The sequence below is a fragment of the Pseudomonas sp. p1(2021b) genome (genome assembly GCF_020151015.1).
GTDB classification, from domain to species: Bacteria; Pseudomonadota; Gammaproteobacteria; order Pseudomonadales; family Pseudomonadaceae; genus Aquipseudomonas; species Aquipseudomonas putida_K.
Window position 1 is genome coordinate 921,334 of sequence record NZ_CP083746.1, and the last position, 19,039, is coordinate 940,372.

The 19,039-nt window shown below is 64.7% G+C and carries 15 protein-coding genes; 4 read left to right on the forward strand and 11 right to left on the reverse strand.

The annotated features are described in order from the left end of the window. Positions 1-139: 139 nt before the first annotated feature. From K8374_RS04350 to K8374_RS04390, 9 genes are all read right to left on the reverse strand, one after another. The gene (locus tag K8374_RS04350; RefSeq protein WP_224458054.1) at positions 140-3,172 is read right to left on the reverse strand and encodes a multidrug efflux RND transporter permease subunit; all 3,033 of its coding nucleotides are present in this window, start codon (positions 3,170-3,172) and stop codon (positions 140-142) included. Positions 3,173-3,185: 13 nt separating this feature from the next. Continuing rightward, complete coding sequence (locus K8374_RS04355; RefSeq protein WP_224458055.1) at positions 3,186-4,337, reverse strand: efflux RND transporter periplasmic adaptor subunit; 1,152 nt, start codon at positions 4,335-4,337, stop codon at positions 3,186-3,188. 163 nt (positions 4,338-4,500) lie between these two features. Further along, the gene (locus K8374_RS04360) at positions 4,501-5,598 is read right to left on the reverse strand and encodes a DUF1513 domain-containing protein (RefSeq protein WP_224458056.1); all 1,098 of its coding nucleotides are present in this window, start codon (positions 5,596-5,598) and stop codon (positions 4,501-4,503) included. A 2-nt stretch (positions 5,599-5,600) separates the two neighbouring features. Beyond that, on the reverse strand, positions 5,601-6,665 hold the full coding sequence (locus K8374_RS04365) for an imelysin family protein (protein WP_224458057.1): 1,065 nt from the start codon (positions 6,663-6,665) through the stop codon (positions 5,601-5,603). 17 nt (positions 6,666-6,682) lie between these two features. Beyond that, positions 6,683-8,110: a di-heme oxidoredictase family protein gene (locus tag K8374_RS04370; protein WP_224458058.1), complete on the reverse strand. Its 1,428-nt coding sequence runs from the start codon at positions 8,108-8,110 to the stop codon at positions 6,683-6,685. A 278-nt stretch (positions 8,111-8,388) separates the two neighbouring features. Further along, positions 8,389-9,720 (reverse strand): imelysin family protein, encoded by a 1,332-nt coding sequence (locus K8374_RS04375; protein ID WP_224458059.1) that lies wholly within the window; start codon positions 9,718-9,720, stop codon positions 8,389-8,391. 145 nt (positions 9,721-9,865) lie between these two features. Continuing rightward, positions 9,866-11,917, reverse strand: coding sequence for a putative bifunctional diguanylate cyclase/phosphodiesterase (locus tag K8374_RS04380; RefSeq protein ID WP_224458060.1), 2,052 nt, complete (start codon positions 11,915-11,917; stop codon positions 9,866-9,868). A 288-nt stretch (positions 11,918-12,205) separates the two neighbouring features. Further along, positions 12,206-12,802: a superoxide dismutase gene (locus K8374_RS04385; protein ID WP_084855819.1), complete on the reverse strand. Its 597-nt coding sequence runs from the start codon at positions 12,800-12,802 to the stop codon at positions 12,206-12,208. Positions 12,803-13,082: 280 nt separating this feature from the next. After that, positions 13,083-13,682 carry a LysE/ArgO family amino acid transporter gene (locus K8374_RS04390; RefSeq protein WP_084855820.1) on the reverse strand — a complete coding sequence of 200 codons (600 nt, stop codon included), beginning with the start codon at positions 13,680-13,682 and terminating at the stop codon, positions 13,083-13,085. Between the two features lie 124 nt (positions 13,683-13,806). Between K8374_RS04390 and K8374_RS04395 the strand changes: the two genes are divergently transcribed. The 3 genes from K8374_RS04395 to K8374_RS04405 all read left to right on the forward strand — a co-directional run bounded on the left by K8374_RS04395 (position 13,807) and on the right by K8374_RS04405 (position 16,678). Next, the gene (locus tag K8374_RS04395) at positions 13,807-14,697 is read left to right on the forward strand and encodes a LysR family transcriptional regulator ArgP (protein WP_224458061.1); all 891 of its coding nucleotides are present in this window, start codon (positions 13,807-13,809) and stop codon (positions 14,695-14,697) included. Positions 14,698-14,746: 49 nt separating this feature from the next. Beyond that, the gene (locus K8374_RS04400) at positions 14,747-15,742 is read left to right on the forward strand and encodes an NAD-dependent epimerase/dehydratase family protein (protein ID WP_224458062.1); all 996 of its coding nucleotides are present in this window, start codon (positions 14,747-14,749) and stop codon (positions 15,740-15,742) included. A 90-nt stretch (positions 15,743-15,832) separates the two neighbouring features. Continuing rightward, the gene (locus tag K8374_RS04405) at positions 15,833-16,678 is read left to right on the forward strand and encodes an ATPase (RefSeq protein ID WP_224458063.1); all 846 of its coding nucleotides are present in this window, start codon (positions 15,833-15,835) and stop codon (positions 16,676-16,678) included. Positions 16,679-16,774: 96 nt separating this feature from the next. Here the strand turns inward: K8374_RS04405 and K8374_RS04410 are convergent, their stop codons facing one another. Together K8374_RS04410 and K8374_RS04415 are read right to left on the reverse strand one after the other, a co-directional pair. Further along, on the reverse strand, positions 16,775-17,824 hold the full coding sequence (locus K8374_RS04410) for an alkene reductase (protein WP_084855824.1): 1,050 nt from the start codon (positions 17,822-17,824) through the stop codon (positions 16,775-16,777). 83 nt (positions 17,825-17,907) lie between these two features. Beyond that, positions 17,908-18,210 (reverse strand): ArsR/SmtB family transcription factor, encoded by a 303-nt coding sequence (locus K8374_RS04415; RefSeq protein WP_084855825.1) that lies wholly within the window; start codon positions 18,208-18,210, stop codon positions 17,908-17,910. A gap of 151 nt (positions 18,211-18,361) precedes the next feature. Here K8374_RS04415 and K8374_RS04420 point away from each other — a divergent pair, with 151 nt between their 5' ends. Next, positions 18,362-18,934 carry an ACP phosphodiesterase gene (locus K8374_RS04420; RefSeq protein ID WP_224458064.1) on the forward strand — a complete coding sequence of 191 codons (573 nt, stop codon included), beginning with the start codon at positions 18,362-18,364 and terminating at the stop codon, positions 18,932-18,934. Positions 18,935-19,039 lie beyond the last annotated feature (105 nt).

The window sequence follows — 19,039 nt, forward strand, 5'->3', positions numbered from 1 at the left end:
CCCATCGCAGGCTCCGCCAGCTCCCACGAAGCAAGCGGAGCCTGGGCGGTATTGGCATGGCTGTCCAGCAAGCGTCCCGCTCAGGAGCAGTGTCATTTTGTGGGAGCCGGCTTGCCGGCGATTGGGTCGAAGCAGGCACTCAGGCGTGTACCGCCGTCCTGTGCGCCAGCAGTGTGTAGATGCATGGCAACACGAACAATGTGAACAAGGTCCCGATCGACATCCCCGTGGCGATCACCATGCCGATATCGAACCGGCTGACCGCCCCGGCCCCGGTGGCGAGAATCAGTGGCACCATGCCGAACACCATCGCTGCGGTGGTCATCAGCACCGGGCGCAGGCGAATGGCGGCTGCCTCTTCGATCGCTTCGCGCACGCCCAACCCCTTTTCCTCACGCAACTGGTTGGCGAACTCGACGATCAGGATGCCATGCTTACTGATCAGCCCGATCAGCGTCACCAGGCCCACCTGGGTATAGATATTCATGCTGGAGACCCCCAGGAACAACGGCAATAGCGCGCCGCAGATCGACAAGGGCACGGTCACCAGGATCACCAGCGGGTCGCGGAAGCTTTCGAACTGCGCGGCCAGCACCAGGAAGATGATCGCCAGCGCCAGGCCGAAGGTGACCCACAAGGCGCTGCCCTCCTGCACGAACTGGCGCGCCGCGCCGGCATAGTCGAAGGAAAAGCCTTCCGGCGCTTCCTCGCGGGCGATCGCCTGCACCGTCTGCAGCGCCTCGCCGATGCTGACCAGCGGGAAGCCTTGGATGATCGCTGAGTTCAACTGCTGGAACTGGTTCAGCTGGCGCGGCCGGGCGCGGTCGCTGACGCTGATCAGGGTCGAGAGCGGCAGCAGTTGGCCCTGGTCGTTCTTCACGTAGTAGCTGTTCAGCCAGCCGGGGTTGTCCCGGTAGGGCCGCTCGACCTGGGCGATGACCTTGTAGCTGCGCCCTTCGAGGGTGAAGCGGTTGATTTCCCCTTCGCCCAGCAGCGTCGCCAGGGTGCCGCCCAGCTCGTCCATGGATACGCCCATCTGCGCGGCCTTGGCCCGGTCGATGTTCACCACCACCTCCGGTTTGTCGAAGGCCAGGTCGATGTCCAGAAAGGCGAACTTGCCGGAGGCCTGGGCTCGCTCCTTGACCCGTTGGGCCACCTCCAGCAGCGTCGGATAGTCGCCGGCGGTGTTGATCACGAACTGGAACGGCAGGCCTTCGCCGGTACCGGGCAACGATGGCAGGTTGAAGCCGAAGATCTGCAGGCCGCCGATTTCCTCGAGTTTGGCCTGCACCAGCGGCAGCAGCTCCATCTGGGTGCGTTCGCGCTCGTTCCAGGGCTTCAGGAGAAAGCCGCCTATGCCGCTTTGCACGCCGTTGAAGCCGTTGATCTGGAAGGACGAATAGTACTCGGGGAAGGTCTTGAACAGCGGTGTGAATTCATCGGTGTAGGCGTTGAGGTAGTCCAGGTTGGCTGTCTGCGGCGAATTGCTCATCATGAAGATCACGCCCTGGTCTTCGTCCGGCGCCAGTTCGTTGTGGGTGAACATCAACAGCACCGGGATCAGGCACAGCACGAGCACGGCGAACACCAGCACCACCGGGCGACTGTCCAGGGTGCCGTGCAACAAGCGCTGGTAGCGAACCTTCAGCCCTTCGAACAGCACGTCCAGACGATGCGCCAGGCCGCTGGGGTTCTGCTCGTGGCGCAGCAGCAGGGCGCACATCATAGGCGACAGGGTCAGGGCGACGATGCCGGAAATGATCACGGCGCCCGCCAAGGTCAGGGCGAATTCCTTGAACAGCGCGCCGGTCAGGCCTTCGAGGAAGCCGATGGGTGCATACACGGCCGCCAAGGTGATGGTCATCGACACCACCGGCATGGCGATTTCCCGTGCGCCTTCCAGGGCGGCCTCGAACGGTGTCTTGCCTTCCTCGATGTGCCGATGGATGTTCTCCACCACGACGATGGCGTCATCCACCACCAGGCCGATGGCCAGCACCATGGCCAGCAAGGTCAGCAGGTTCAGCGAATACCCCATCATCTGCATGAAGAACAGCACACCGATCATCGACAGTGGAATGGTCACCACCGGAATCAGCACAGAGCGCAAGGCGCCCAGGAACAGGAACACCACCACGATCACGATCAGCACCGCCTCGCCGAGGGTCTTGATCACCTCGTCGATGGACGCCTGGATGAACAAGGTGGCGTCGTAGGCGATGGAGACCTTGAGGTTGGCGGGCAGCTCCGACTCCAGGGTGGGCATGATGCGCCGCACTTCCTTGATCACTTCCAGCGGGTTGGCCGCCGGGGTGGCCTTGATGCCGATGTAGACCGAAGGCGTGCCGTCGAAGGAGCTGACCGTGTCGTAGTTTTCCGCGCCCATTTCCACCCGTGCCACGTCGCCCAGCAGCACGCGCCGGTCACCGGCGGTCTTGACCGGTAGCTTGGCGAAGGCCTCGGCGGACTTCAGCTCGGTGGTGGCGTTGATGCTGGTGACCACATATTCGCCTTTGACCTCGCCTGCGGCAGAGAGGAAGTTGTAGCGGCGCACCGCATCGGTCACATCGCTCGCGGCCAGGCCGAAGCCTGCCAGCTTCACCGGGTCGAGCCAGATGCGCATGGCGAACACCTGGTTGCCGAGGATCTCGGCCTCGGCCATGCCGGGCAGGGTGGCCAGCTTGGGCTGGATCACCCGCGACAGGTAGTCGGTGATCTGTGGATTGCTCATCTGCTGGCTGTAGAAGCTGATGTACATCAGGGCCGAGGCGTCGGCCGCTTCCTTGCTCAGTACGGGGTCTTCGGCGTCCTGGGGCAGCTTGTTGCGTACCTCGTTGGCCTTGGCCAGCAGTTGAGTGAACAGCCGGTCGGTGTCGGCGCCGATGCGTGCGTAGACGGAAATCACCGAGAAGTTCTGGCGGCTGACCGAGGTCATGTAGTCGATGCCGTCGGCGCTGGCCAGGCTCTGCTGCAACGGCTGGGTGATGTAGCCCTGGATGGTCTCGGCATTGGCGCCAGGGTAGGCGGTGGTCACCGTGATCAGCGCGTTTTCCATCTGCGGGTACTGGCGGATCTGCAACTTGCTCCAGGCCTGGAAGCCCAGCAGCAGGATCAACAGGCTGACCACGCTGGCCAGGACCGGGCGGCGGATGAACGGGTCGGTGAACGCCATGCCTGCCTCCTGCTCACTCGGCGCCGGCGGCGCCCTGGCCATCCTGCTCGAGCGCCTTGTCGGCACTGATACGGATGGCGGCGCCTGGGGTCAGCTTCAACTGGCCTGCACTCACCACCTGCTCGCCAGCCTTGAGCCCTTCGCTCACCACCACCAGGCCATCGCGGCGCTCGCCGGTCTTGACCGTGCGTTGCTCGGCGATCAGCTGCGGCTGGCCATCGGCGTTCTTTTCCACCTGGCCGTCCTTGCCTTTCTTCTGGGTCACGACATACACCGAGTTGCCGTAGAGGGTATAGGTGATGGCGCTCTCCGGGACCACCACCTGTGGCTGTGGGTTGGGCAGCAGCACCAGCAGGCTGGCGAACATGCCGGGCAGCAGCTTGCCGTCGGGGTTGGCCAGGGTCGCACGTACCAGCAGGTTGCGGGTGCTCTCGTCGACCTTGGGGTTGATGGCGCTGAGGCTGCCTGGGAAGGTCTGGCCCGGGTAGGCCGCCACCTGTACCAGCACCTGCTGGCCGAGCGTCAGTTGCGGCAGGGCCTGTTCGGGCACGTTGAAGTCGACGTACAGGCTGGAAAGGTCCTGCAGGGTGGCGATGACGGTGCCGCTGGGCAGGTAGTCGCCCACGTCGACCTGACGGATGCCGATGGTACCGCTGAAGGGGGCGCTGATGCTTTTCTTGGCAAGCGAAGCCTTCAATTGCTCGACGACCGCCTGATTGCGCCGGTACTGGGCCGTGAGGCGGTCGAACTCGCCACGGGAGATGGCCGAGTCGCCGACCAGTTGGCTGCCCCGGCCGAAGTCGACCTTGGCCAGGCCCAAGTCGGCCTGCGCGGTGCCCAGCAGGGCGGTCTCCTGGTCGTGATCCAGTTGCAGCAACAGCTGGCCGGCCTTGACCTTCTGCCCGGACTCGAAGTGCAGCGACTTGACCGTGCCCGCCACCTCCAGGCTCAGGTCCACGCCCTGCAAGGCCGTGAGGCTGCCGACTGCGGGCAGGCGCTCCTGCCACTGGCGCTGTTCGGCCCACGCCGCAGCCACGCTCACCGGCGGTTTCGGGGCGGAGAACATCTGGACCTGCTGGTAGATCGAGAACGCCTTGATGCCACCCAGGGCCAGCACGATCAGCAGGACCACGGCCAACATGATCAGCATGCGGCGGCGCAGCATAGTTCCGCTTCCTTGGAAAAGGGTTGTTGTTCGTATGGCACGACAACGGGCGATCCTGCCCACGTGCGGATGAAGGAAGTATTGCCTGTTTTCTGGACGAGGGGGAAGGGCGGATCGGCTTGGCGGTCGGTTATTCCATTGGGCTGCAAAGCAGCCCAATGGCTCAGACCAGGTGCAGGTGGTTGTCCCAGAACCCGGACGGCAGGTTCAACGGTTGGCCGACCAGCTCGGTCTTGCGGCAATCATAGTAGCGGCAACGCCCCTGGCCGGAAGTGACCACGAAGCCATCCTTGACCGCGCCCACGCCCGCACAATCGGGCATCGGTGCGTCCAGCTTCACGGCACCGTTGTCCAGGTCCCAGATGAACAGGCGGTTGGCCCGCGGGGCGGTCAGCGCGACCAGGCGCAGGTCGCTGTGGATGGCCACGCTGGCGGTGTACTGGGCCATCGACTGCAGTTGCCGCTCCGGCACCGGGAAGGCCTTGAACGGCTCGCCAGGGCGCTTGATCGCCAGCAGCTCGGCGGTTTCCTCGGCATCGCCCATGAACTGCTGGCAGGCGGCGATGGTGCCATCGCTGCCGATGGCCAGGTGGCGCACGCTGTTCATCTGCTGGGCCAGGGTCTCCTTGCTCAGCAAGGTACCGTCGCGGCGCATCAGCACCAGGCTTGGCTCCATGGCGTCGAGGTTCATCTCCACACGGCTTTCGGCCTCGGTGCGGATGCCACCGTTGGCCACCACCAGGGTTTCGCCGTCCGGCAGCCAGGCCACTTCGTGGGGGCCGATGCCGTGGGTGGAAATCTCGCCGCTGTGCACCAGGCGGTCACCCTCGAAGCGGTAGATGCCGAGCACGCCACGGCCGGGGTCGGTGGTGTCGTTCTCGGTGGCGTACAGCCACTCACCGCCCCTGTGGACCACCGCATGGCCATAGAAATGCCGGTTTGGCTGGGAGGCCACGGTCTGCAACAGGCGCCCGTCACGCAGGTCGACCAGGTAGCTTTCGGTGCCGGGGCGGCGGGCGACGAACAGGGCGATGGGCCGTTCAGGGTGGTGGATGATGGCGTGGCAACGCTGGGCGACCTGGGTGGCGAACACCTGGGTGCCGTCCAGGCGATAACCGACGGCATAATGCTTGCCATCGCCGTCATCGCGCGCCGAGAGCAGCAGCGGTTCGCTGCCCTTGCTACGCAGCAGGCTCCAGCCACCCAGGGTCAGGGCGCTGAGCAACACGCTACCGAGTTTGAGGGCCTGGCGTCGCAACATGATCAGTCACCGTCGTTGGCATTGAAGCCCAGCTGGATGTTCAACGCCTTGGCCAGCTCGCCTTCGTGCAGGCGGTGGACGGCGTTGAGGCTGTCGTAGATTTTGTCCAAGGCCTGCTTGCCAGCGTCGTCGGCGAGCAGCTCGCCCAGGGTCTTCTGGTTGTCGGCCAGCAGTTTCAACGACGTGGCGTAGGCGGTGTCGATCTTCTCGGCCAGAGCGTTCTGGTCTTTGCCCAACAGGCCGCGCAGGCCCTGGTTGTCGACGCCTACCCATACCGCCTGGGCGGCCTTGAGGCTGGCTTCCAGACTCTTGAGCGAGGAGCTGCTGCGCCAGGCTTCGGCCTGCAGCGGCTGCGCGATGCCTTTGCTCTGGCGACCCATGGGGGCACCGAGCTTCTTCTTCAGGGTGTCCAGGGCCGTGACCTGGGCACGCAGCAGGTCGGCGATCGCCTCGTGGGAGTCGGCGTAGCGCTGGTTGGGGAACTTGGTCATCTGCGAGAGCATGCCGTCGGTGCTGTTCCAGCCCTTGAGGATTTCCTCGGCCAGGGCTTTCTGGTGTTCGCCGATGGCCACCAGCAACGGGCAGTAGCGAGCTTTTTGTTCCGGGGTGGCAACATCCGGCTTGCTGTCGAACAGGATGTATTCGTAGGCCGACAGGCCACGCACCACCACGCTAGCCTTGCCCAGTGCCGCGGCGTCGATCGGCTTGTCGCCGGCGACCAGTTGCTCGACCTGGCGGCCCACCAGGTTCTTCTTGTCCGGCCAGAACTGTACCTGCCAGGCGCGGTTGCCCTCGGCCAGCGGGCCTACCAGCAGCGGCTGGAGCTCGGCCCAGGCTTTCTGGGCATTGAGGAAGTCGGCGCGTGCCGCTTCCAGGGACGTCTTGCCTTCGCAGTAGGCCAGGGCGCTGCTGGCCAGCTGGCGGTCGGCTTCGACCCAGCGGCTGTAGGTCGGCAGGATCACCTGCTTGGCGATGGCCGCGGACGTCACGGCCTGTGGGTCTTGTGGCGAACAGGCACCGAGGGCGAGTGCGGCGAGGCTGGTGAACAACAGTTTGGGTCGGAACATGCCCGGCTCCTTGCGCTTTAAAGTGAGTTCAGGAAGGCCAGCAACGCGGCGCGTTGCTCGGCATTGAAGGTCAGTACATGGTTGCGCGCCGCCTGGGCTTCGCCGCCGTGCCAGAGCACGGCCTCGAGCAGGTTGCGGGCACGGCCGTCATGGAGGAACTGGGAGTGGCCGCTGACCGTTTCGCTCAGGCCGATGCCCCAGAGCGGCGCGGTGCGCCAGTCCTGCCCGGAAGCCTTGAATTCGCTGCGCTCGTCGGCCAGGCCCGGGCCCATGTCGTGCAGCAGCAGGTCGCTGTAGGGGCGGATCACCTGGTTGGCCAGCTCCGGCTCCGGGGTGTCAGCGGCGGTGGTGAACTGCGGGGTATGGCAGCCCTGGCAGCCGGCCTGAAAGAACAGGGTCTTGCCGGCCAGTACCTGCGGTGCGCCGACGTCGCGTCGTGCCGGCACGCCCAGGTTGCGGGTGTAGAAGGTGACCAGGCGCAGGATGTTGTCGCTGACTTCCTTCTCGCCATCGGCCCCGTCGCCATTGGGCGCGGCCAGGCAGGCCGCCTGGGCCGGGGTGCAGTCGTCGAAGGGCAGCAGGGTGCTGGTCAGGCCCATGTCGCCGGAGAAGGCATGGACGTTCTGTTGGTTGACGTTGGGCTGGCCGGCCTTCCAGCCGAAACGGCCGAGCACGGCCTTGCCGGCCGCGTCGTCCCAGACCTGGTTGGCGCGGCCTCGGATACCATCGCCGTTACGGTCGTGCGGGTCGGCGTTGGCCAGGATCGCGGCTTCCGGGATGGCCTCGAGCAGGCCCAGGCCGATCATTGGCGGGGCCACCCGCGCGGAGAACCGGGTGTCGGGGTGCATGGGCCCGTACCCGAGCTGGGTGATCTGCAGTTTCGGGCGGCGCAGTTCGACCTGGTGGCCGTCCTCGAAGGTGACCGTCTCGGTGGTGTATGTCACGCGCACCTTGCCTTCCGGCGCCACGCCCGGGATGGCCATGTCCTGTAGCTGGGTGCCGTAGACCGGCTCCGGGACCACGCCCAGGCGTTCGATTTCCTTCACATACTGCGGCTGGTCCGGGATCGACAGGCGCACCAGCATAGACACTGCATTGCTGGCATCGGGCTCGGGCGGGTGGCCACGGCCGTCGCGCACGTGGCAGTTCTGGCAGGCGTTGGTGTTGAACAGCGGGCCCAGGCCGTCACGGGCGGTGGTGGTGGACGGCGCGATGACCCAAGGATTGCGGAAGAAGCTGTTGCCGACACTGAAGTCCAGGCGCCGCTCTGGCGAAAGGTTGGCCGAGGGCAGGGAATAGGCGTTGCGGTCGCTGCGTTGTACCGTTGCCGTGCCGCCGGAAAGGGCTTCGCCGGGCTCGGCCTGGGTGAAACGCGGGGCGTCGTCACAGGCGGCCAGGGCAAGGGCCAGTAGTAAAGGAGAGGGTCGGAACAGCGACGCGGACATCGAGGATCCTGGCTATGGGCTAAAAAACCGGCGTGCAAGCTTAGCAGGGTGAAGAAGTTTGAATAAGAGCAATTTGCAATTGCTGGATGAAATTCCTGTCACCCATCGAGTGGCTCACTGTGAGGGCTTCCAGGTGCATGCCTTGGGATTTTAAGGTGATGCACAGATCGAAACGCTGAACCTTTCACGACGAACACCTGGCAGCCCTGACACCTCCTCAAAACGCCCCAAAAAAAGGCGGCCGGAAGGCCGCCTCTGTCGAACACGGACGTGTGGGATCAGAACTCGTGATCCGCGGTGTCCGGGTTCAGGTTGGCGATACCCAGCTTGCCGGCGGCCTGCTCGATCGCGCCGGTCTGCTTGACCAGCGACGCGATGGCGTCGCGCACGACCTGGTTGCCGGCCGCGTTGTCGGCGGCGATCAGCTGGTCGTAGTGCTCGCCCTTGAGCGCGCGGTCGACCATGACCTGGATCTTGGCCTCGGTGGCTTCCAGGTCTGCCTTGAGGGTGGCGTCGGTGGCCGGGTCGACCTTGGCCACCAGCGAAGACAAGCTCGGGCCGGTCAACTTGGTGCCGTCGGTGCGGGTGTACTCGCCCAGGTAGACGTTACGGATACCCTTGGCGTCGTAGAAGTGCGAATAGTGGGTGTTGTCGCTGAAGCAGTCCTGTTCGTCTTCCGGCGAATTGGCCTCCAGGGAGACCTTCATGCGCTCGCCGGCCAGCTCGCCCAGAGACAGGCTGCCCATACCGAACAGCATCTTGCGCAGGCCATCGGCCACAGGCTCGGCCTCGAGCTTGGCGCGGTAGTTGTCGGTGACGTTCGGTGCCCAGTTGCCGACCATTTCTTCCAAGTCCTGGACCAGCAGCTGGGTCACGGCCTTCAGGTAGGCGCGGCGACGCTCGTTGTGGCCACCGGTGGCGCCTTCGCCTTCCAGGTAGTCGGAAGCCGGGCGGTTGCCGGCGCCTGGGCCGGTACCGTTGAGGTCCTGGCCCCACAGCAGGAATTCGATGGCGTGGTAGCCGGTGGCGACGTTGGCCTCGGAACCCCCCAGCTCGTTCAGGCTGGCCAGCTTCTCAGGCGTGATGTCCTTGACGTCGACCTTCTCTTCGCCCACCTGGATCTCGGTGTTGGCGATGATGTTGGCGCTGGCCGCCGGGTTGCCCAGGGCGTGTTCGTAGCTCGTGTCGACGTAGTCGATCAGGCCTTCGTCCAGGGGCCATGCGTTCACCTGGCCTTCCCAGTCGTCGATGATGGTATTGCCGAAGCGGAAGACTTCGCTCTGCAGATACGGTACGCGTGCAGCGGCCCAGGCTTCCTTGGCGGCTTTCAAGGTCTCGTCGTTGGGCTTGGCGAGGAACGCATCGATCGCGCCCTGCAGGGCCTTGGCGGTGCTCAGCGAGTCGCTGTAGACGGCATGGACCATCTCGGCGTAATGCTTGACCACGGCCTTGCCGGCCGCTTCGTCGACAGCCCCCGGCGCCGCGGCGGTGGTGGCGGCAGGTGCAGGTGCTTGCGCTGCGGGCGCCTTTTCATCCTTGCTCTCGCCGCAACCGGCGAGGGCGATGGCGATGGCCAGCAGACTGGCGGAGGCCAGAGGCATTCGAATCATTGTAGGTTTCCTGCGTCGTGGGGTTGGACACTGTGCTGTGGGATACGAAACCGCAACATAATGCGAAAGATTTGCATTTGGTGTAAAGAGGCCGGCGCGTAATTCGTGCAGAAGGGTCGTTTTCATGCTGGTGCCGGCCCAGGTCCTACGTCACCGTGGCCTGGTTGCGTTGCGCATGTTTGAGGAAGGCGGTCAGCTCGCGGGCGTTCAAGGGCTTGCTGTAGTGGTAGCCCTGACCTTCGTGGCAACCCTGGGCGATGATGTACGCCTCCTGCTCGGCCGACTCCACGCCCTCGGCGATCACCTGCATGCCCAGGCTCTTGCCCAGCTGGATGATGGCCCGCACGATGGTGGCGTCGTCATCGTCGTCGAGCAGGTCCTGGACGAAACTCTTGTCGATCTTGATCTTGTCCAGCGGCAGCGACTTCAGGTAGCTGAGCGAGGAATAGCCGGTACCGAAGTCGTCGATGGCGATCAGTGCCCCGGAGCGGCGCAGGCTCAGCAGGTGCTGGGCGGCGGTGCTGATGTCTTCCATCAGGCCGGTCTCGGTCACCTCCAGCTCCAGGCTGCGGGGTGGCAGGCGGTAGATCTGCAGCAGATTGTTGACCACCCGCGGCAGTTCGCTGTGGTGCAGTTGCACGGTCGAGAGGTTGACCGCCATGCGCAGCTCGGTAAAACCCTGGTCATGCCATTCGCGCAACTGGCGGCAGGCCTGGTCGAGTACCCATTCACCAATGGCGACGATGCTGCCGTTCTGCTCGGCCAGGGGGATGAACTGGTCGGGTGGGACCATGCCCAGCTCCGCGTGCTGCCAGCGCAGCAGCGCCTCGACGCCCACCACACGATGGTCGCGATAGCTGATCTGCGGCTGGTACACCAGGTACAGCTGGTTGCGTGGCAGGGCTTCGCGCAGGTCCTTTTCCAGCTCGCGACGACGGCGCATCTCGCTGTCCACGCTGGCGATGTAGAACTGGTAGCGATTGCGCGAACGGGCCTTGGCCAGGGTCATGGTCTGCTCGGCCTTTTGCAGCAGTTTTTCGGTGCTGTCGCCATCCTCGGGGAACAGCGTGATGCCGATGGTGGCGCGCAGGCGAATGTGCTGGTGGTCGACGGCGAAGGGGACCTCCAGGTCGTCGAGGATGCTCTGGGCCAGTTCGGCGGCTTCGTAGGGTTGGTCGATGTCGGCCTGGACCAGGGCGAACTGATCGCCCCCGAGCCGCGCCAGGGCACCCAGGCGGCCGCTGTGGGCGCGCAGGCGGTCGGCCAGTGCCAACAGCAGCTGGTCACCGACCTGGTAGGTGAACTGTTCGTTGATGCCCTTGAAGTCGTCCAGGCCTACGCACAGCACGGCGACCCGGCGTTGCAGACGCCCGCCGTCGACGAGGATCTTGTCCAGCTGCTGTTGCAATTGCTGGCGGTTGGGCAGGCCGGTGAGGAAGTCGTACTGGGCCATGCGTTGCAGGCTGTTCTCGGCCTCGTGGCGCAGGTGGGTATTGCGTTCGATGGAGGCCAGCAACTGGTTGGCAGTGTTGACCCACTGGCCCAGTTCGTTCTTTTCGTGGCCTTTGAGCAACGGGATCTGGTGCTGGCTGGGGCGGTCGGGATTGATCTGGGTGAGGTGTTCGATGATCTTCGACAGCGGTCGGGTCAGCAGCCAGTGGTACACCAGGTACAGCACCAGGCCCATGGCCAGCGCGCGCAGTACGCCGGAAATGAAGATGATCACGGCATTGACCAGGAAACCCTCGCCATAGTCGGCGGTGTCCAGGGTGATGCTCAGGTCGCCGTAGTATTCGCTGTAGGGGCCACGGCCGACCAACTGGGTGGTGAAGGTGCGCTCCTGGCCGAGGATCAGGTCGGTCAGCCAGCGCACGGGCGTGTCCTGCAGCGGGCGGGACTTTTCCGCCAGCATGGTTTCGTTGGGGTGGCCGATGGAGGCGATGCGCACGGACTCGTCCTGGAATAAACCTTCCATGACCTGCATGCCCATTTCCCGGTCCAGGCTGTAGACGGCCTGGGTGGACGGGTCGCGGAACATGTCAAGGATGCGTTGGGCGTCGTTGTTGACCGATTGGCGGGTCTTGTAGGCGTCGTAGACGATCTGCGCGCAGCTGAGAACGACACCGACGGCCAGCGCCGAGAGCAGGACGACCCTGAGCAACTTGACCGATAAGCTGTTCCGAAATTCCAGCTTCAATGGGGTTTCCTTAATCCATGCGCGTGCCATTATTTTGCCATTAGCCTTGGCGATACACTATCGACCTTGTTGCCGCAGCAGGCGAGGGGACCTTCATGGTCCCTGTGGCAATGTATCGGTTGAGGTGGCTGGTGACTTGAGCGCGCGATGTCAACTTTCCAGATGATTGATGTTAGCGCGCTATCGGGGAGGGGCAAGAGGTAACGGGTGGAGTTTCATGGCGGGCGAACGGGCAAAAAAATCCGACGCCTGGGCGTCGGATCTTTTCTGCGAAGGCTACCCAGGCGATCAGGCCTTGAAGGTGTTGCCTTCGAACTGCTGGGCAACGAAGTCCCAGTTGACCAGCTGCCAGAACGCCTCGACGTACTTCGGACGCAGGTTGCGGTAGTCGATGTAGTAGGCGTGTTCCCAGACGTCGCAGGTCAGCAGCGGGGTGTCGCCGCTGGTCAGCGGGTTGCCGGCGCCGATGGTGCTGGCCAGGGCCAGGGAGCCGTCGGCCTTCTTCACCAGCCAGCCCCAGCCGGAGCCGAAGGTGCCGACGGAGGTCTTGGTGAACTCTTCCTTGAACTTGTCGAAGGAACCGAAAGCCTTGGTGATGGCATCGGCCAGGGCGCCGGTCGGCTGGCCACCGCCGTTCGGCGACAGGCAGTTCCAGTAGAAGGTGTGGTTCCAGACTTGTGCGGCGTTGTTGAAGATGCCACCCGAAGAGGTCTTGACGATCTCTTCCAGGGTCTTGCCTTCGAATTCGGTGCCTGGGACCAGGTTGTTCAGGTTCACGACATAGGTGTTGTGGTGCTTGTCGTGGTGATACTCCAGGGTTTCCTTGGAGATGTGCGGCTGCAGGGCATCGTGGGCGTATGGCAGCGGCGGCAATTCAAAAGCCATGGTGGATCTCCTGATTCAGGTCTGTGTGCGGTTTGCGCAAGGCCGATCACGGGCGGCCCGGTGTGCGTCGGGGAGTTTGTACTCTTTGCGACGCAAGGGCTGGATCATAGCACCGGCCCCCGCGCATAACCACGCAACAAAGATAGGGAATAGAGGTTCCCGAATGGAAGGGCGATACCGACCGGTGGTGTTCGCCTTGGCGATGGTGTTGCCTGTGAGACCGAGCGCCGCGCGGGCGGCGCGATCTCACAGGCGATAAACATGCTGCGCCGAGTCAGACTCAGTTGAAGATCAACTGCGCCGCCACCGCGAACATCATCACCGCCACCATCAGGTCGAGCAGGCGCCAGGTGGTCGGGCGGGCCAGCCAGGGCGCCAGCCAGGCCGCGCCGAGGGCCAGGGTCGAGAACCAGACCAGCGAGGCACTGGCGGCGCCGGCCACGTAGGCGCCCGGCACGGTCTGCTGGGCACCCAGCGAGCCGATCAGCAGCACGGTGTCCAGGTAGACGTGCGGGTTGAGCAGGGTCACCGCCAGGGCGCTGAGCAGCACCGCACGGCGCGAGCGCATGCCTTGGCCTTCCTGGTGCTGCAAGCTTTGCTTGGAGCAGGCGCTGCGCAGGGCCTTGGCGCCGTACCAGATCAGGAACACCGCGCCACCCCAGCGGGCCACCGCCAGCAATGTCGGGTTGTGGGCCAGCACCGTGGCCAGGCCGAACACCCCGGCGGCGACCAGGATGGCATCGCAGAGGATGCACAACGCGGCCACCGGCAGGTGATGTTCACGGCGCAGGCTCTGGGCCAGGACGAAGGCGTTCTGCGCGCCGATGGCCATGATCAGGCCGAAGGCCACCAGCATGCCGTTCAGATAGCTTTGCCACATAGCGGGAACACTCCACGGACGCCGGCGATGTGCGGCGTTTATTGCCAAAGAAGACGCTGGCCATTGTGGGTAATGACGCTGTATAAGAAAAACAAATAAAGCTGATCAGGCATTAGGAAAATCGATGTTCGACTACAAGCTGCTCGCCGCCCTCGCCGCAGTCATCGAACAAGGCGGTTTCGAGCGCGCGGCGCAGGTCCTGGGCCTGTCGCAGTCGGCCATTTCCCAGCGCATCAAGTTGCTCGAGGCGCGGGTCGGGCAACCGGTGCTGGTGCGTGCCACGCCACCCAGCCCCACCGAGGTGGGGCGCCAACTGCTCAACCATGTGCAGCAGGTGCGCTTGCTCGAGCGCGACTTGCAGCGCCAGGTGCCGGCGCTGGACGAAGAGGGCATGCCGGAACGCCTGCGCATCGCCTTGAACGCCGACAGCCTGGCCACTTGGTGGGCCGGCGCGGTGGGCGACTTCTGCGCCGGCCAGCAGGTGCTGCTGGACTTGGTGGTAGAAGACCAGGAGGTTGGCCTCAAGCGCATGCGCGCAGGCGAGGTAGCTGCCTGCCTGTGCGGCAGCGAGCGGCCGGTGGCCGGGGCGCGCAGCCTGCCGTTAGGGGCGATGCGCTACCGAGCGTTGGCCAGCCCGGCATTCATGGCGCGGCACTTTGCCCAGGGCTTCGAAGCCCGGCGCCTGGCTCGCATCCCGGCGGTGGTGTACGGGCCGGACGATTTCCTGCAGCACCGCTATCTGGCGTCCCTGGGGATCCAGGATGGTTTCCTGCACCACCTGTGCCCTTCCTCGGAAGGCTTCCTGCGTATGACCGAGGCCGGCCTGGGCTGGGGGCTGGTGCCGGAGTTGCAGGCCCAGGAGCAACTGGCGACGGGCCAATTGGTGGAAATCTGCGCTGATACCCCCATCGATGTGCCGCTGTACTGGCATCATTGGCGTAACGGCGGGCAATTGCTCGCCCAGTTGACGGAGCACCTGCGCCAGACGGCGCCAGGCTGGCTGGTGCCCTTGTAGGCGCGGGCGACGTCAGCTGCATCTGTAATCTGGCAAGGCGGAGTCTTACATGCGAATTCTGGTCACCGGCGCGAGCGGCTTCATTGGCGGACGCTTTGCGCGTTTCGCTCTGGAGCAGGGCCTGGACGTACGGGTCAATGGCCGGCGTGCCGAGGGCGTGGAGCACCTGGTCAAGCGTGGCGCCGAGTTCATGCCGGGCGACCTGACCGATGCCGAGCTGGCCCGGCGCCTGTGCCAGGGCATCGATGCCGTGGTGCATTGCGCGGGCGCGGTCGGGCACTGGGGGCGTTACCAGGACTTCCATCAGGGCAACGTGGTGGTCACCGAGAACGTGGTGGAGGGTTGCCTGAAGGCGCGTGTACGCCGCCTGGTACATCTGTCGTCGCCATCGATCTATTTCAATGGCCGTTCGCGCCTGGATATTCGTGAGGACCAGGTGCCGCGTCGCTTGCATGACCATTATGCGACGACCAAGCATCTGGCCGAGCAGAAGGCCTTCGGTGCCCAGGAGTTCGGCCTGGAGGTGCTGGCCCTGCGGCCACGCTTCGTCACCGGGGCAGGCGATGCCGGTATCTTCCCGCGCTTGATGCAGATGCAGCGCAAGGGGCGCCTGGCAATCATCGGCAATGGCCTGAACAAGGCCGACTTCACCAGTGTGCACAACCTCAACGAGGCCCTGCTCAGCGCCCTGTTCGCCGATGAGCAGGCCCTCGGCCAGGCCTACAACATCAGCAACGGCCACCCCTTGCCGGTGTGGGACGTGGTCAACTATGTGATGCGTCAGATGCAGTTGCCTCCGGTCACCCGCTACCGTGCCCCAGGGCTGGCCTACAGCCTGGGCGCGCTGAACGAAGCGGCCTGCCTGCTCTGGCCCGGGCGCCCCGAGCCGACGCTATCGCGCCTGGGCGCGCAGGTGATGAGCAAGGATTTTACCCTGGACATCAGCCGCGCCCGGCAGTACCTGGACTACCGCCCGAAGGTCAGCCTGTGGACTGCACTGGATGAATTCTGTGCCTGGTGGAAGGCTCAGCCGGGTATCGGGTGAACCAGTGGGCGGGATGATGGTCATCAGAGCGCCGCGTGAGCGGTTTATACTACTGCCCCTTTGCTACTACTACCGCGGTTGAACGTACCCATGCGTAACAATGTCCACGACGATTTCGACGACGTGCCTGTCCTGCGCGCCGGCACTCCTGACGATGACGAGCTGTTGCCCGCACGGGTGGCGCGCAGCCGCGAGAAGGCGGCGCGCCCGGCCAGCAACGGGCCGCTGTGGGCCTTGCTCGGCGCCTCGTTCATTGCCCTGGCGGGCCTGGGTTGGTGGAGTTTCCAGCAGATCTCGCTGATGGAGCAGCAGTTGGTGGCGACCCAGGAAAGCTTCGCGCGCATCAGTGAGGAGGCCGCCGGGCGCCTGCAGGCGATCAGTGGCAAGGTCGACGCCACCGAGTCCAGCGCCAGTACCGGCAGCGAAGCGTTGAAGCTGCAGATTCGCAAGCTGCAGGCCAGCCTGGCCGAGGCACGTGCCCAGCAACAGGGCGTGGCCGGGCAGACCGGCGATCTGGGCAAGCGTTTGGAAAAAGTGCTGGCCGATGCCCGCGCGCAACAAGACGCCATGGCGCAGCAGCAAAAGACCATCACGGCTCTGCAAGGCCAGCTGGAGGCCCAGCTCAAGGCGGTCAATGGCGAGCTGGCAGCCCTCAAGTCGGGGCAGGTGGATGGGGGCAGGATCGATGCCCAGCTCAAGAGCCTGGGCAACGAGGTGGCGGCGCTGAAGAAACAGGGCAATCCGAACACGGCGATCCAGAGCCTGGAACAGGACATCCTGGTGCTCAAGAGCCAGCTCGACAACCGCCCGGCTCCGGCTGCCGGCGGTGCCTCGGTGCAGGAGTTCGATGCGTTCCGCGGGCAGACCACCCGCAGTCTCAATACCCTGCAGAGCCAGATCCAGAACCTGCAGCAGCAGATCAACGCCCGACCCTAGATTTGTCGAGGCCTCTTCGCGGGTAAACCCGCTCCCACAGGTACAGGGGCAATATCTGTGGGAGCGGGAGCGGGTTTACCCGCGAATGGCCCTGGCTTACATCCGTGGGTAATCGATGTACCCCACCGGCCCCTTGGCATAGAAGGTTTCCGGGTGTGCTTCGTTCAAGGGGGCATCGGCGGCCAGGCGGGCGGGCAGGTCCGGGTTGGCGATGAACGGGATGCCGAAGGCCACCGCGTCAGCCTTGCCGTTGGCCAGGGCGGCATTGGCGCTGGCCTTGTCGAAGCGCTCGTTGACGATGTACGGGCCGCCGAAGGCGTCCTTGATCAGCGCGCCGATGCTGTCGTCGGCTTCCATTTCCCGTGAGCAGATGAACGCCACGCCACGCTTGCCCAGTTCCCGGGCGACGTAGGTGAAGGTCTCGGCGCGGTCAGCGTCGCCCATGTCGTGGGCATCGGCCCGTGGCGCCAGGTGCACGCCCACACGGTTGGCACCCCACACCTCGATGGCCGCGTCGGTCACTTCCAGCAGCAGACGCGCACGGTTCTCCAGCGAGCCGCCATATCGGTCGGTGCGCTGGTTGGTGCTGCTTTGCAGGAACTGGTCGAGCAGGTAGCCGTTGGCGCCATGGATTTCCACGCCGTCGAAGCCGGCCGCCTTGGCGTTCTCGGCACCGGTGCGGTAGGCCTCGACGATGTCGGCGATCTCCTCGGTTTCCAGGGCGCGTGGCGTCGGGTACTCGGTGATCGGGCGAACCAGGCTGACATGGCCTTTGGGCTGGATCGCGCTCGGGGCCACCGGCAGCTCACCGTTCAGGTAGGTGGGGTGGGAGATACGGCCCACATGCCACAACTGCAGGAAGATGCGCCCGCCGGCGCCGTGTACGGCCTTGGTGACGTTGGTCCAGCCGCGTACCTGTTCGTCGGACCAGATGCCCGGCGTGTCCGGATAGCCGACGCCCATGGGCGTCACCGAGGTGGCCTCGCTGAGGATCAGGCCGGCGCTGGCCCGTTGCACGTAGTACTCGGCCATCAGCGCGTTGGGCACGCGGCCTTCGTCGGCGCGGCAGCGGGTCAGCGGGGCCATGATGATGCGGTTGGGCAGCTCGAGGTCGCCCAGGGTGATCGGATCGAAGAGCGTGGTCATCTGCTAAGCCTCGCGTGGTCACTTGAAAGGGGTTGCCAGCTCGGCACGCAGCCGTGCTGGTTGAAGGGAAAGACAGGAGTGAGTCAGAGCTCCTGGCTCATCTGCTCGAGGAAGGCCTGGATGGTTTCTTCGTTGCGTTTGAAGAAGTGCCACTGGCCGATCTTCTGGCTGGTGATCAGCCCCGCGCGCTGCAGGGTGGCCAGGTGGGCGGAGACGGTTGACTGCGACAGGCCGCAGCGTTGGTCGATCTGCCCGGCACACACGCCGTGCTCGGTACTGTGGTACTGGTCGGGAAACTGCGCCGCCGGGTCCTTCAGCCAGGTGAGGATTTCTCGCCGTACCGGGTGGGCGAGGGCCTTTATGATTTCGTCGAGGTCGAGAGGCATGGAGGTGCTCATGTGTGTAACGTCATATCGCGATGGAGCGAAATATAAATCGGTATTTCGCGATATACAAATATGAAGAGGTTCTGAGCTGAGCATCAATCGCTATATCGCGTTATAACGATATTCGCGACCCGGGTGCTAGACTGGCGCCATGAACTACCTTGCACACCTTCATCTTGGCGGCAACGAGCCGCAGCAGTTGCTGGGCAGCCTGTATGGCGATTTCGTCAAAGGCTCGCTCGAAGGGCGTTTCCCGCCTGCGCTGGAGGCCGCGATCCGCCTGCACCGGCGCATCGACAGCTATACCGACAGCCATCCGCTGGTGCTGGCGGCCTTGGCGCGCTTCCCCCAGGAGCGGCGGCGCTACGCCGGCATCATCCTGGACGTGTTCTTCGACCATTGCCTGGCTCGGCATTGGAGCGACTATGCCGAGCAACCGCTGGCAGCATTCACCCAGGGCTTCTACCGGGTATTGCTGGCCGAGCCCGAATTGCCAGGGCGTCTGGCGCGGATTGCGCCGTTCATGGCCGCCGACGACTGGTTGGGCGCCTATGGCGACTTCGCCACGCTGGAGCAGGTGTTCAACGGGATTGCCCGGCGCTTGTCGCGGCCGGAGGGGATGAGCGGGGTGATGCAGGAGCTGGAGGCGCTGTACGAGCCACTGATGGCGGATTTCCGGGAATTTTATCCACAGCTGCAGGGGTTCGCGGCGGCGGGCAGGTGAAGTGAGTGTTGCCAATGCCGGCGCAATCGCGGGGCAAGCCCGCTCCCACAGGTCCAACGCCGTCTACAAGGCAGCGGTAAACCTGTGGGGGCTTGTCCCGCGATT

Excerpts from the sequence above, each read along its gene's own strand:
- K8374_RS04350 (WP_224458054.1), bottom strand. The coding sequence starts at position 3,172 with ATGGCGTTCACCGACCCGTTCATCCGCCGCCCGGTCCTGGCCAGCGTG.
- K8374_RS04355 (WP_224458055.1), bottom strand. The coding sequence starts at position 4,337 with ATGCTGCGCCGCCGCATGCTGATCATGTTGGCCGTGGTCCTGCTGATC.
- K8374_RS04360 (WP_224458056.1), bottom strand. The coding sequence starts at position 5,598 with ATGTTGCGACGCCAGGCCCTCAAACTCGGTAGCGTGTTGCTCAGCGCC.
- K8374_RS04365 (WP_224458057.1), bottom strand. The coding sequence starts at position 6,665 with ATGTTCCGACCCAAACTGTTGTTCACCAGCCTCGCCGCACTCGCCCTC.
- K8374_RS04370 (WP_224458058.1), bottom strand. The coding sequence starts at position 8,110 with ATGTCCGCGTCGCTGTTCCGACCCTCTCCTTTACTACTGGCCCTTGCC.
- K8374_RS04375 (WP_224458059.1), bottom strand. The coding sequence starts at position 9,720 with ATGATTCGAATGCCTCTGGCCTCCGCCAGTCTGCTGGCCATCGCCATC.
- K8374_RS04385 (WP_084855819.1), bottom strand. The coding sequence starts at position 12,802 with ATGGCTTTTGAATTGCCGCCGCTGCCATACGCCCACGATGCCCTGCAG.
- K8374_RS04390 (WP_084855820.1), bottom strand. The coding sequence starts at position 13,682 with ATGTGGCAAAGCTATCTGAACGGCATGCTGGTGGCCTTCGGCCTGATC.
- K8374_RS04395 (WP_224458061.1), top strand. The coding sequence starts at position 13,807 with ATGTTCGACTACAAGCTGCTCGCCGCCCTCGCCGCAGTCATCGAACAA.
- K8374_RS04400 (WP_224458062.1), top strand. The coding sequence starts at position 14,747 with ATGCGAATTCTGGTCACCGGCGCGAGCGGCTTCATTGGCGGACGCTTT.
- K8374_RS04405 (WP_224458063.1), top strand. The coding sequence starts at position 15,833 with ATGCGTAACAATGTCCACGACGATTTCGACGACGTGCCTGTCCTGCGC.
- K8374_RS04410 (WP_084855824.1), bottom strand. The coding sequence starts at position 17,824 with ATGACCACGCTCTTCGATCCGATCACCCTGGGCGACCTCGAGCTGCCC.
- K8374_RS04415 (WP_084855825.1), bottom strand. The coding sequence starts at position 18,210 with ATGCCTCTCGACCTCGACGAAATCATAAAGGCCCTCGCCCACCCGGTA.
- K8374_RS04420 (WP_224458064.1), top strand. The coding sequence starts at position 18,362 with ATGAACTACCTTGCACACCTTCATCTTGGCGGCAACGAGCCGCAGCAG.